The following is a 12,654-nucleotide window of genomic DNA, read 5'->3' on the forward strand; positions in this document are numbered from 1 at the left end:
ACAGGCACGTGAAGATTCGTAACCAGTGGTTGGCGGCCCCGCTCGGAGCGGCCACCGCGGCGGCGCTGCTCAGCGGTTGCGGCTCGCAGGAGGGCGGCGCCGGGGGCACCGGCAACTCCGTGGTCATGGGCATGTCCGACGTGGTGAAGTCCACGGACCCCGCCTCCGGCTACGACCCGGGGTCCTGGATGCTGTTCAACAACGTCTTCCAGTCGCTGCTGCACTTCCCCAAGGGCTCCACCACGCCCTCCCCCGACGCCGCCGAGTCCTGCGGCTTCGAGGGCAGCGACAGCAAGCTCTACAAGTGCACCCTGCGCGGCGGGCTGAAGTTCTCCAACGGCCACGCCCTCACCTCCGAGGACGTCAAGTACTCCTTCGAGCGAACGCTGAAGATCAACGACGAGAACGGCCCCGCCGTCATGCTCACGTCGATCGCCGGCATCGACACCCCGGACGCCAGGACCGTGGTCTTCCGCCTCAAGACGCCGGACGCGACCTTCCCCAGCAAGATCGCCTCCGGCGCCGGCTCGATCGTCGACCACCGCGAGTACCCCGCGGACAAGCTCCGCAGCGACGGCAAGGCCATCGGCTCCGGCGTCTACAAGCTCGACAGCTTCGGCGACAAGAGCGCCTCCTTCTCGGTCAACGAGAGCTACACCGGTGCGGCCAAGGCCAAGAACACCGGCGTGACCATGAAGTTCTTCCACGAGGACCAGGCCGCCCTGAAGAAGGCCCTGCAGAACGGCGAGGTCGACTTCGCCTTCCGCGGCCTCGCCGCCCAGGACATAGCGGGCCTCACCGCCGCCGGCGGCACCGACGGGAAGACCTCCGTCATCCAGGGCGCCGGCGCCGAGGTCGAGCACATGGTCTTCAACATGAACGACCCGGTCGCCGGGAAGCTCCCGGTCCGCAAGGCCATCGCGTACCTGGTGGACCGCCAGGCCCTGACGAAGAACGTCTACGGGGGCACCGCCACGCCGCTCTACTCCATCGTCCCGGCCGGCATCGGAGGCCACACCACCTCCTTCTTCGACAAGTACGGCGGCTCCCCGCAGCCCGAGAAGGCCCGCGAGGTCCTCCAGAAGGCCGGCATCAAGGGCAAGGTCAAGCTCACCCTCTGGTCCACCCCGTCCCGTTACGGCCCGGCCACGGACCAGGAGTTCCAGGCCATCGCCAAGCAGCTCAACGACAGCGGCCTGTTCGAAGCCGACGTCAAGTCGGTCGAGTTCGACCAGTACGAGAAGGACATCGCCGCCGGCAAGTACGGCGTCTACGTCAAGGGCTGGGTGCCCGACTACCCGGACGCCGACAACTTCACCCAGCCGTTCTTCGGCAAGGACAACGTCCTCGGGAACAACTACGACAACAAGGAGATCACCGGGAAGATCATCCCGGCCACCTCGGCGATCTCCGACCGCTCCGCCGCCGACGACGACTTCGCCCGCCTCCAGGACATCGTCGCCGAGGAGATCCCGGTCCTCCCGCTCTGGCAGAGCAAGCAGTACGCCGTCGCCCGCGAGAACGTCAGCGGCCTCCAGTGGTCCCTCGACGCCAGCACCGTCTTCCGCTTCTGGGAGATCGCCAAGGGCTGACCGCGCACACACGCACACACGCGAGGGGCGCCCCGTGCCGAGCACGGGGCGCCCCTCGCGCGTACGTCCGGCACCGGCCCGGCGCCGGCGCGCGGCTACTGCGCGCCCGGCCGCACCAGGCCGCTCTCGTACGCGTACACCGCCGCCTGCACCCGGTCCCGCAGCCCCAGCTTCGTCAGCACGTGACCCACGTGCGTCTTCACCGTGGTCTCGCTCACGAACAGGTCCGCCGCGATCTCCGCGTTCGACAGCCCCCGCGCCACCAGCTTCAGCACCTCGACCTCGCGCTCCGTCAGCGAGCCCAGCGAATCCGGCACCGCCTCCTCGCCGGCCGGCAGGTGCTCCGCGTACTTGTCCAGCAGCCGCCGCGTGATCGACGGCGCCAGCATCGCCTCGCCGCCCGCCACCACCCGGATCGCCTGCACCAGCTCGTCCGCCGGCGCGTCCTTCAGCAGGAACCCGCTGGCCCCCGCCCGCAGCGCCTCCACCACGTACTCGTCCAGGTCGAAGGTGGTCAGCACCAGCACCTTCGCCGGCCCGTCCCGGCCCGGCCCGGTGATCTGGCGGGTCGCCTCCACCCCGTCCATGCGCGGCATCCGGATGTCCATCAGCACCACGTCCGGCTGGAGGGCGCGGACCTGTTCCAGCGCCTGCAGACCGTCCCCGGCCTCACCCACCACCGCCAGGTCCTGCTCGGCCTCCAGGATCATCCGGAAACCGGTACGCAGCAGCGGCTGGTCGTCGACCAGAAGGACGCGGATCGCCACGGGGTCCACCTCGTATTCGTCAACGGCGCATCGAACGACGCGCCCCATTCTGCCCCGGACGGAGGATCACGACTCCGCCGGACGGGCCCCCTCGGACACCCGGGGGACGATCATCAGAGGATAGGCCGGGGGAGTGCCCCCGAACTCCGGACACACCGCCTGATGATCACACCAACCGCACAGCTTCGTCGGCCGCGGCCGCCAGTCACCGGACTCCGTCGCCTCCTTGATCGCCTCCCACAGCGCGTGCAGCTTCCGCTCCACCCGCTCCAGGTCCGCGACCACCGGGTCGTACGTCAGCACGTCCCCGCTGCCCAGGTACACCAGCTGCAGCCGCCGCGGCACCACGCCCTTCAGCCGCCACACCACCAGCGCGTAGAACTTCATCTGGAACAGCGCGCCCTCGGCGTACTCCGGCCGCGGCGCCTTGCCCGTCTTGTAGTCGACGATCCGCACCTCGCCGGTCGGCGCCACGTCCACCCGGTCGATGATCCCGCGCAGCCGCAGCCCCGACTCCAGCTCCGTCTCCACGAAGAACTCCCGCTCCATCGGCTCCAGCCGCGTCGGGTCCTCCAGCGTGAACCACCGCTCCACCAGCGCCTCGGCCTCCGAAAGCCACCGCGCCAGCGCCTCCCCGCCCCCGTCCCCCGCGAACAGCTCCGACAGCTCCGGCCGCGCCTCGCGCAACCGGTCCCACTGGCCCGGCAGCAACGCCTTCGCCCGCACCGCCGTGCGCTCCACCGCCGGATCGTCGAAGAGCCGCTCCAGCACCGCATGGACCAGCGTGCCCCGGGTAGCCGCCGCACTGGGCTTCTCCGGCAGCCGGTCGATCACCCGGAACCGGTACAGCAGCGGACACTGCATGAAGTCACTGGCCCGGGAGGGGGACAGCGAAGCGGGCCGCGCGGCAACCGGCGCGGCATCGGCAGCGGCATCGGCAGCGGCGTCGGCAGCGCCGGGCACGGCGCCGGAAGTCGTCGTCATGGACAAGACCCTACGACCCGAGGCCGACAGCACGCGCATACCATCGACGGCGACCCCCCTCGCACTGCATGATCGGACCATCACCCCCAGCGACGGCGGACACACCGGACACCCCGGCCGCACCACCGGCCGCCGCACGACGAACGAAGGACAGCCGTGGCAGACACCGACGGAACCGGCGAACGCCCGGACCGGCGCTCCGAACCCGGCGGCGGCATCCTCATGGGCCGCCCCTTCGGCGTACCCGTCTACGTCTCGCCCAGCTGGTTCGTCGTCGCCGCCCTCATCACCTGGATCTTCGGCGACCGCCTCGACGAGGTCCTCCCCGGCCTCGGCGCCGCCCGCTACCTCGTCGCCCTCTTCTTCGCCGTCGCCCTCTACGCCTCCGTCCTGGTCCACGAACTCGCCCACGCCGTCGCCGGCCTCCGCTTCAAACTCACGGTCCGCCGCATCCAGCTCCAGTTCGTCGGCGGCGCCACCCACGTCGACGAGGCCGACAGCCCCGGCCGCGAATTCGTCCTCGCCGGCGTCGGCCCCCTGCTCTCCCTGCTCCTCGCCGGCGCCTTCTACCTCGGCATGACCGCCGTCGAACCCGGCACCGTCCCCGGCGTCCTCCTCGCCGGACTGATGGTCGCCAACCTCATCGTGGCCGTCTTCAACCTGCTCCCCGGCCTCCCCCTCGACGGCGGCCGCATGCTCCGCGCCCTGGTCTGGGCCGTCACCGGACGCCCCATGTCCGGCACCGTCGCCGCCGCCTGGGTCGGCCGCGCCATCGCCGTCGGCGTCCTCCTCGGCCTCCCCCTCCTCACCGAGACCGGAGTCATCGGCTCCGGCGGCGACGGCGCCGGCGGCATGGACACCGTCCTGAACGCCCTGCTCGCCGCCATCCTCGCCGCGATCATGTGGACCGGCGCCGGGAACAGCCTGCGCATGGCCCGCCTGCGCGAACACCTCCCGGAACTCCGCGCCCGCACCCTCACCCGCCGCGCCATCCCCGTAGAAGCGGCCACCCCGCTCTCCGAGGCCCTCCGCCGCGCCAACGAGGCCGGCGCCCGCGCCCTCGTCGTCACCGACGGCCACGGAGACCCCACCGCCATCGTCCGCGAGACGGCCATCGCCTCCGTCCCCGAACACCGGCGCCCCTGGGTCGCCTCCGGCACCCTCGCCCAGGACCTCACCGACGGAATGAAGGTTTCCGCGCACCTCACCGGCGAGGAACTCCTCGACCACCTCCGCACCACCCCCGCCTCCGAATACCTCGTCGTCGAGGACGACGGGGCCGTCTACGGCGTCCTGTCCACCCTCGACGTCGAGAAGGCCTTCTTCAAGGCCATGGCACGGCCCCACTCCTGAACCCAATACACTGGTCACATGTCCGAACCGACCGGTGCCGCCCGCCGACGCGGGCCCTTCAAGGTCGGGGACCAGGTCCAGCTCACCGACCCCAAGGGACGCCACTACACGTTCACGCTCGAAGCCGGGAAGAACTTCCACACCCACAAGGGTTCCTTCCCGCACGACGAGCTGATCGGCGCTCCCGAGGGCAGTGTTGTCCGTACCACGGGGAACGTCGCGTACCTCGCGCTGCGTCCCCTGCTCCCCGACTACGTCCTGTCCATGCCCCGCGGCGCCGCCGTGGTCTACCCCAAGGACGCGGGCCAGATCCTGGCCTTCGCCGACATCTTCCCCGGCGCACGCGTCGTCGAAGCGGGTGTGGGCTCCGGCTCCCTCAGCAGCTTCTTGCTCCGCGCCATCGGCGACCAGGGCATGCTCCACAGCTACGAGCGGCGCGCCGACTTCGCGGAGATCGCCAAGGAGAACGTCGAACGCTACTTCGGCGGCCCCCACCCGGCGTGGCAGCTCACCGTGGGCGACCTCCAGGACAACCTCTCCGACACCGACGTCGACCGGGTCATCCTCGACATGCTCGCCCCCTGGGAGTGCCTGGAAGCGGTCAAGAAGGCCCTGGTCCCCGGCGGCATCCTCTGCTGCTACGTGGCCACCACCACCCAGCTCTCCAAGACCGTCGAGTCCATCCGCGAGATCGGCTGCTTCGCCGAACCGCAGCCCTGGGAGTCGATGATCCGCAACTGGCACGTGGAAGGCCTCGCCGTCCGCCCCGACCACCGGATGATCGGCCACACCGGCTTCCTCGTCACCGCCCGCCGCCTGGCCGACGGCGTCGAGCCGCCACTGCGCCGCCGCCGCCCGGCCAAGGGTGCCTACGGCGAGGACTACGAGGGCCCCGGCGCCGCCGGCGGCTCCCAGCGCGGCTAGCCGACACGGCAGACACCCCGTACCGGCCCAGGCCGGCCCAACACGACGGCGCCGTGCGGCAGTTCCCCCCACACGCGGGGGAACTGCCGCAGGGCGCCTTTCCGTTGCTCCTGGCGCCGCCCGGCCGGCCCGCGGCGACCCCCGGGCTGCCGGTCCGCGGCGTCCCCCGGGCGGCCGCACGCGCGACCGCCCGGACCCGACCGTTCCACCCCTGCCGGGCCTGTGGCACGATGCTGACTCGGCCACGTCGCTGACTCCCCGCCGGCCGCCCCTCAGGAGACCTCCGCGTGCTGCACAGCCCCGCCACACCGGACCCGGCCCACACCCGCACCCGTCCTGCGCACTGGGCCGCCACCACGGCCGCCATCGCCGCCGTGGTCGCCACCGCCGGCCTCATACAGCCCGAACCCGCCGCCGGCCGCCCCCCGGCGGCCACCACCGGCCCCGCCGCGGCACCGGGCCGCCCGGCACCCGGCCGCCCCGCCCCCGACGCGAACGCGGGCGCCTACCCCCTCGACTGCCGCGGCGGCCCCCACCAGGTCACCGCCACCGCCGAGGGCGACCTCGACGGCGACGGCAACGCCGAGACCGTGGCCGCCGTCCGCTGCGAGACCGGCATCGGCACCCCGCCCAGCGCCCTCTACGTCCTCACCCACGACCCGCGGGACCCCGGCCGCCCCCGCGTCGTCGCCACCCTCGTGGACACCACCCGGCGACAGAACGTCACCGAGCTGGCCGTCACCGGCCGCGCGGTCCACGCCACGCTCCTCGGCTACAGCGGCCCCGGCGTCCCGCGCTGCTGCCCCGACCTCGCGGAGCGGCTCAACTGGCGCTGGAGCGGAGGCGGATTCCGCCAGGAGCGTACGGACGCCGCCGCTCCCACCCTGCGTACCTGACCTGCTACTCCGCGTCCGGGCCGTACACCTCGACCCTGTCCGAAACCCGCCGGACGTGGATGCAGTCGCCCGGACAGTCCTTGGCCGACTCCACCACGTCCCGCAGCAGGTCCACGGGAACCGGAACGGTCGCCCCCGGGTCCTGCAGCAGCTCGTCCCCCTCGCCCCTCACGTACGCCAGACCGTCGATGTCCAGCTCGAACACCTCCGGCGCGTACTGCACGCAGATCCCGTCCCCGGTGCAGAGATCCTGGTCGATCCAGACCTCCAGCGGCTGCTGCCCGGTCATATCCTCTGCCGTCTCCTTGTGCTGCGCGCGGGTGTTGAACACCCCGACCTTACAACTGGCCGCTTTCCGATGTTGATGGCTGGGTATTCACCTGGCGTGAGGGGATACGCAAGGGTGAAGATCGGACACACCCCTACCGTCTTTGTGATCTAGGGGTTTCAATCACCACCAGCCCAGGTAGGGTCAGAAAGCGTCCAGCTCCCCTTGGAGGAGGTGAGGACCGTGGCAGCCCACGACGACGACATCAACCGCGGCATCCGGCCCGGGCGGGGGTCCGACGACCCCGCCGGTCAGGTTGCCTACCTAGAGCAGGAAATCGCCGTCCTGCGACGCAAGCTCGCCGACTCTCCTCGGCACACGAGGATTCTCGAAGAGCGGATCGTCGAGCTCCAGACGAACCTGGCCGGCGTCTCCGCCCAGAACGAACGACTGGCAAATACGCTCCGTGAGGCCCGCGACCAGATCGTGGCCCTCAAGGAGGAAGTCGACCGGCTCGCTCAGCCCCCGGCCGGCTTCGGTGTCTTCCTCCAGGCGAACGAGGACGGCACCGTCGACATCTTCACCGGAGGCCGGAAGCTCCGCGTGAACGTCAGCCCCAGCGTCGACCCGGAAGAGCTCCGGCGCGGCCAGGAGGTCATGCTCAACGAGGCCCTCAACGTGGTCGAGGCCATGGAATTCGAGCGGGCCGGGGACATCGTCACCCTCAAGGAGATCCTGGAGGACGGCGAGCGCGCCCTGGTGGTCGGGCACACCGACGAGGAACGGGTGGTCAGGCTCGCCGAGCCGCTGCTGGACATCACCATCCGCCCCGGCGACGCCCTCCTGCTCGAACCCCGCTCCGGCTACGTCTACGAGGTCGTCCCCAAGAGCGAGGTCGAGGAACTCGTCCTCGAAGAGGTCCCGGACATCGACTACGACAAGATCGGCGGCCTGGGCGACCAGATCGAGCTGATCCGCGACGCCGTCGAGCTCCCCTACCTCTACCCCGACCTCTTCAAGGAGCACGAACTCCGGCCCCCGAAGGGCATCCTGCTCTACGGGCCCCCCGGATGCGGAAAGACCCTCATCGCCAAGGCCGTGGCCAACTCACTGGCGAAGAAGGTCGCCGAGGTGACCGGCCAGCCCGCCGGGAAGTCCTACTTCCTGAACATCAAGGGCCCCGAGCTCCTCAACAAGTACGTCGGTGAGACCGAGCGGCACATCCGCCTCGTCTTCCAGCGAGCCCGCGAGAAGGCCAGCGAGGGCACCCCCGTCATCGTCTTCTTCGACGAGATGGAATCCCTCTTCCGCACCCGCGGATCCGGCGTCAGCTCGGACGTGGAGAACACCATCGTCCCCCAGCTGCTCGCCGAGATCGACGGCGTGGAAGGCCTGGAGAACGTCATCGTCATCGGCGCCTCCAACCGCGAGGACATGATCGATCCCGCGATCCTGCGTCCCGGCCGTCTGGACGTCAAGATCAAGATCGAGCGTCCGGACGCCGAGGCCGCCAAGGACATCTTCGCCAAGTACCTCAAGGCCTCCCTCCCGCTCCACTCGGAGGACCTCTCCGAACACGGGAACTCCGCCGAGGTCGCGGTGCACAGCATGATCCAGACCGTCGTCGAGCAGATGTACGCCGAAAGCGAGGAGAACCGCTTCCTCGAGGTCACGTACGCCAACGGCGACAAGGAAGTCCTCTACTTCAAGGACTTCAACTCCGGCGCCATGATCCAGAACATCGTGGACCGGGCCAAGAAGATGGCCATCAAGGCCTTCCTCGAACACAACCAGAAGGGTCTCCGCGTCTCCCACCTCCTCCAGGCCTGCGTGGACGAGTTCAAGGAGAACGAGGACCTGCCCAACACCACCAACCCGGACGACTGGGCCCGCATCTCCGGAAAGAAGGGCGAGCGGATCGTCTTCATCCGGACCCTCGTCACCGGAAAGCAGGGCGCGGACACCGGACGCTCGATCGACACGGTGGCCAATACCGGTCAGTACCTCTGAACCGGCGGGGCGGCTGCGGGACCCCTCGAAAAGAGGGACCCGCAGCCGCCTCCTTTTCAGCCGAACCACGCCCGCAATCCATGACTGAAATGATCTCCCCACCAGCGCGGAGCCGCTCTAGGCTCTTCCGTACCGCTCCCGGTCGGGAGCCCCGCCGGGCAAGGAGGGCCGCATGACCGTCAGGCGCGTAATGGGGATCGAGACGGAGTACGGGATCTCCGTCCCCGGTCACCCGAACGCCAATGCCATGCTCACCTCGTCCCAGATCGTCAACGCCTACGCCGCGGCGATGCACCGGGCGCGACGCGCCCGCTGGGACTTCGAGGAAGAGAACCCGCTGCGCGACGCCCGCGGCTTCGACCTCGCCCGCGAGGCCGCCGACAGCAGCCAGCTCACCGACGAGGACATCGGCCTCGCCAACGTCATCCTGACCAACGGCGCCCGCCTCTACGTCGACCACGCCCATCCCGAGTACAGCTCGCCCGAGGTGACCAACCCGCGCGACGCCGTCCTCTGGGACAAGGCCGGCGAGCGGATCATGGCCGAGGCCGCCGAACGCGCCGCCCAGCTCCCCGGTGCCCAGCCCATCCACCTCTACAAGAACAACACCGACAACAAGGGCGCCTCCTACGGCACGCACGAGAACTACCTGATGAAGCGGGAGACCCCCTTCTCGGACATCGTGCGCCACCTCACGCCCTTCTTCGTCTCCCGCCAGGTCGTCACCGGCGCCGGCCGCGTCGGCATCGGCCAGGACGGCCGCGAGCACGGCTTCCAGATCAGCCAGCGCGCCGACTACTTCGAGGTCGAGGTGGGTCTGGAGACCACCCTCAAGCGCCCCATCATCAACACCCGCGACGAGCCCCACTCCGACGCCGAGAAGTACCGCAGACTCCACGTGATCATCGGGGACGCCAACCTCTCCGAGATCTCCACCTACCTCAAGCTCGGCACCACGGCCCTCGTCCTGTCGATGATCGAGGACGGCTTCATCACCGTCGACCTGGCCGTGGACCAGCCCGTCCGCACCCTCCACCAGGTGTCCCACGACCCCGACCTGCGCCACCTGATCACCCTGCGCAGCGGCCGCACGCTCACCGCCGTACAGCTCCAGATGGAGTACTTCGAGCTGGCCCGCAAGTACGTGGAGGAGCGCTTCGGGGCCGACGTGGACGAGCAGACCAGGGACGTCCTGACCCGCTGGGAGGACGTCCTGGGCCGGCTGGAGAGCGACCCGATGAGCCTGGCCGGGGAGCTGGACTGGGTCGCCAAGCGGGAGATCCTGGAGGGCTACCGCACGCGCGACGGCCTCGGCTGGGACGCGGCCCGGCTGCACCTGGTGGACCTGCAGTACTCGGACGTGCGCCCGGACAAAGGTCTGTACAACCGCCTGGTCGCCCGCGGGAAGATGAAGCGGTTGCTGGAGGAGCCGGCCGTGGAGCGGGCCGAGACCAAGCCGCCGGAGGACACCCGGGCCTACTTCCGGGGCCGCTGCCTGGAGCAGTACGCCGACGACGTGGCCGCCGCGAGCTGGGACTCGGTGATCTTCGACCTGCCGGGCCGCGACTCGCTCCAGCGGGTCCCGACGCTGGAACCCCTGCGGGGTACCCGCAACCACGTCAAGGAGCTCCTGGACCGCTGCCGCACGGCCGAGGACCTGGTGCGGGTCCTTTCGGGTGGCTGAGGAGGGCCTGAAAGGCCCCGCGGCCGGGAATCATGAGAACACCCGGACGTTGCGAAAGTGCCGGGACGAAAGCCGGACCCTCCTTGTAGGGTCCGGAGTAGGGTCTGATCTTGAGGGATCCCGATCCGGGGATCCCTCGTCACGAGCGTGCGAACCGAGCGGGGTGAGGTAGACATGGCGACCAAGGACACCGGCGGCGGACAGCAGAAGGCGACGCGCTCGACCGAGGAGGTCGAGGAGACGACCGCGGAGGCGAGCTCCGACCTCAAGGAACGGCAGGAGAAGCTCTCGGACGACGTGGACTCCGTCCTGGACGAGATCGACGACGTACTCGAGGAGAACGCCGAGGACTTCGTGCGAAGCTTCGTTCAAAAGGGTGGCCAGTAAGGTCGTCTGACCTTCGAATCGAAGGTGAACCGGGGTGGGTGCCCGAATGTCGGGTACCCACCGCCGCACATGTGGATCTTTGCCGCCAGACGGGTAGGGTCCCTGCCATCCGGCCATCGCATTACCTGGAGGGAAACGCGTGGAAGCAAACAACCTGAGCACCGGGCGTCTCCCAGCGGCTTTCCTGACGCCGGGGTCCTCGTCCTTCATCGACTTCCTGGCGGACCACTCGCCGGAGCTGCTGCCGGGGAACCGGAAGCTGCCCGAGGGGATCGTCGAGGCGCCGCACGGGACGACCATCGTCGCGGCCACCTTCCCCGGCGGGGTCGTGCTCGCGGGTGACCGCCGGGCGACCATGGGGAACATGATCGCGCAGCGGGACATCGAGAAGGTGTTCCCGGCGGACGAGTACTCGGCGGTGGGCATCGCCGGCACCGCGGGCCTGGCCGTGGAGATGGTCAAGCTGTTCCAGCTGGAGCTGGAGCACTTCGAGAAGGTGGAAGGCACCACCCTTTCGCTGGAGGGCAAGGCCAACCGGCTGTCGACCATGATCCGCAGCAACCTGGGCATGGCGATGCAGGGCCTCGCCGTGGTCCCGCTGTTCGCCGGCTGGGACGAGGGCAAGGAGAAGGGCCGGATCTTCTCCTACGACGTCACCGGCGGGCGCTCCGAGGAGCACGGGTTCGCCGCCACCGGCTCCGGTTCGATCTTCGCCCGGGGATCGATGAAGAAGCTGTACCGGCCCGACCTGACGGAGGAGCAGGCGACCACGCTGGTCGTCCAGGCCCTCTACGACGCCGCCGACGACGACTCGGCCACCGGTGGCCCCGACATGGCCCGCCGGATCTTCCCGATCGTCACCGTCATCACCGACGAGGGCTTCCGGAGGCTGAACGAGGAGGAGTCCTCGGCGCTGGCCCGCTCGGTCACCGAGCACCGCCTGGAGCAGCCCGACGGCCCGCGCGCGGCCCTCCTCTAAGTCCTCGTCAGCCCAGAAGAAGAAAGGGGCGGATAGCCGGTGTCGACTCCGTTCTACGTCTCACCCCAGCAGGCCATGGCGGACCGGGCCGAGTACGCCCGCAAGGGCATCGCCCGGGGCCGCAGCCTGGTCGTGCTCCAGTACGCCGACGGCATCGTGTTCGTCGGCGAGAACCCGTCCCGCGCACTGCACAAGTTCAGCGAGATCTACGACCGGATCGGCTTCGCGGCCGCCGGCAAGTACAACGAGTACGAGAACCTCCGGATCGGCGGCGTCCGCTACGCCGACCTGCGGGGATACACGTACGACCGCGACGACGTGACGGCCCGTGGGCTGGCGAACGTGTACGCCCAGACGCTGGGCACCATCTTCTCCTCGGCGGGCGAGAAGCCGTACGAGGTGGAGCTGGTGGTGGCCGAGGTCGGCGAGAGCGCCTCGGGCGACCAGATCTACCGGCTGCCCCACGACGGGTCGATCGTGGACGAGCACGGCTCGGTCGCGGTCGGCGGCAACGCGGAGCAGATCAGCAGCTACCTGGACCAGCGGCACCGGGACGGGATGTCGCTGCCGGAGGCGCTGAAGCTGGCCGTGCAGGCGCTGTCGAGCCAGGCGAACGGGGCCGACCGGGAGATCCCGGCGGACCGCCTGGAGGTGGCGGTGCTGGACCGTACGCGCAGCCAGCAGCGCAAGTTCAAGCGGATCCGGGGCCGGCAGCTGGCGCGGCTGCTGGAGCCGGGTGTGACGGCCGACGCGCAGGCCGACGCGGTCTCGAACGACGAGGCGCCGGACGACGACGCGGAGTAGGGCCGA

12 protein-coding genes are annotated in these 12,654 nt (G+C 69.9%); 9 read left to right on the forward strand and 3 right to left on the reverse strand.

Features of this window, described 5'->3' with window-relative positions; translation table 11 throughout:
• The first annotated feature begins 8 nt into the window (after window positions 1-8).
• Window positions 9-1,592 (forward strand): ABC transporter substrate-binding protein, encoded by a 1,584-nt coding sequence (locus tag ACFY61_RS16600; protein WP_389472396.1) that lies wholly within the window; start codon window positions 9-11, stop codon window positions 1,590-1,592.
• Between the two features lie 95 nt (window positions 1,593-1,687).
• Here ACFY61_RS16600 and ACFY61_RS16605 read toward each other — a convergent pair whose 3' ends face one another.
• Both ACFY61_RS16605 and ACFY61_RS16610 read right to left on the reverse strand, forming a co-directional pair.
• On the reverse strand, window positions 1,688-2,359 hold the full coding sequence (locus ACFY61_RS16605) for a response regulator (protein WP_389472399.1): 672 nt from the start codon (window positions 2,357-2,359) through the stop codon (window positions 1,688-1,690).
• A 66-nt stretch (window positions 2,360-2,425) separates the two neighbouring features.
• Window positions 2,426-3,343: a RecB family exonuclease gene (locus ACFY61_RS16610; RefSeq protein WP_389472401.1), complete on the reverse strand. Its 918-nt coding sequence runs from the start codon at window positions 3,341-3,343 to the stop codon at window positions 2,426-2,428.
• A 222-nt stretch (window positions 3,344-3,565) separates the two neighbouring features.
• On the opposite strand from ACFY61_RS16610, the gene ACFY61_RS16615 reads away from it, so the two are divergent.
• The 3 genes from ACFY61_RS16615 to ACFY61_RS16625 all read left to right on the forward strand — a co-directional run bounded on the left by ACFY61_RS16615 (window position 3,566) and on the right by ACFY61_RS16625 (window position 6,516).
• Window positions 3,566-4,696, forward strand: coding sequence for a site-2 protease family protein (locus ACFY61_RS16615; protein ID WP_389472733.1), 1,131 nt, complete (start codon window positions 3,566-3,568; stop codon window positions 4,694-4,696).
• 18 nt (window positions 4,697-4,714) lie between these two features.
• Window positions 4,715-5,620, forward strand: a complete 906-nt coding sequence (locus ACFY61_RS16620) for a tRNA (adenine-N1)-methyltransferase (RefSeq protein WP_389472403.1) — start codon at window positions 4,715-4,717, stop codon at window positions 5,618-5,620.
• 287 nt (window positions 5,621-5,907) lie between these two features.
• The gene (locus tag ACFY61_RS16625) at window positions 5,908-6,516 is read left to right on the forward strand and encodes a hypothetical protein (RefSeq protein WP_389472405.1); all 609 of its coding nucleotides are present in this window, start codon (window positions 5,908-5,910) and stop codon (window positions 6,514-6,516) included.
• 4 nt (window positions 6,517-6,520) lie between these two features.
• Here the strand turns inward: ACFY61_RS16625 and ACFY61_RS16630 are convergent, their stop codons facing one another.
• Window positions 6,521-6,805 carry a ferredoxin gene (locus ACFY61_RS16630; RefSeq protein WP_389472406.1) on the reverse strand — a complete coding sequence of 95 codons (285 nt, stop codon included), beginning with the start codon at window positions 6,803-6,805 and terminating at the stop codon, window positions 6,521-6,523.
• Window positions 6,806-7,027: 222 nt separating this feature from the next.
• On the opposite strand from ACFY61_RS16630, the gene arc reads away from it, so the two are divergent.
• From arc to prcA, 5 genes are all read left to right on the forward strand, one after another.
• Window positions 7,028-8,794, forward strand: coding sequence for a proteasome ATPase (gene arc / locus ACFY61_RS16635; protein WP_389472409.1), 1,767 nt, complete (start codon window positions 7,028-7,030; stop codon window positions 8,792-8,794).
• A gap of 172 nt (window positions 8,795-8,966) precedes the next feature.
• Window positions 8,967-10,478, forward strand: a complete 1,512-nt coding sequence (dop, locus tag ACFY61_RS16640) for a depupylase/deamidase Dop (RefSeq protein WP_389472411.1) — start codon at window positions 8,967-8,969, stop codon at window positions 10,476-10,478.
• A gap of 174 nt (window positions 10,479-10,652) precedes the next feature.
• Complete coding sequence (locus ACFY61_RS16645; protein ID WP_175439096.1) at window positions 10,653-10,865, forward strand: ubiquitin-like protein Pup; 213 nt, start codon at window positions 10,653-10,655, stop codon at window positions 10,863-10,865.
• 139 nt (window positions 10,866-11,004) lie between these two features.
• Window positions 11,005-11,844: a proteasome subunit beta gene (gene prcB, locus ACFY61_RS16650; protein WP_389472414.1), complete on the forward strand. Its 840-nt coding sequence runs from the start codon at window positions 11,005-11,007 to the stop codon at window positions 11,842-11,844.
• Between the two features lie 39 nt (window positions 11,845-11,883).
• On the forward strand, window positions 11,884-12,648 hold the full coding sequence (gene prcA, locus ACFY61_RS16655) for a proteasome subunit alpha (RefSeq protein WP_389472417.1): 765 nt from the start codon (window positions 11,884-11,886) through the stop codon (window positions 12,646-12,648).
• The last annotated feature ends 6 nt before the right edge of the window (window positions 12,649-12,654 follow it).

The organism is Streptomyces sp. NPDC012888 (assembly GCF_042900645.1).
Taxonomy (GTDB): Bacteria; Actinomycetota; Actinomycetes; order Streptomycetales; family Streptomycetaceae; genus Streptomyces.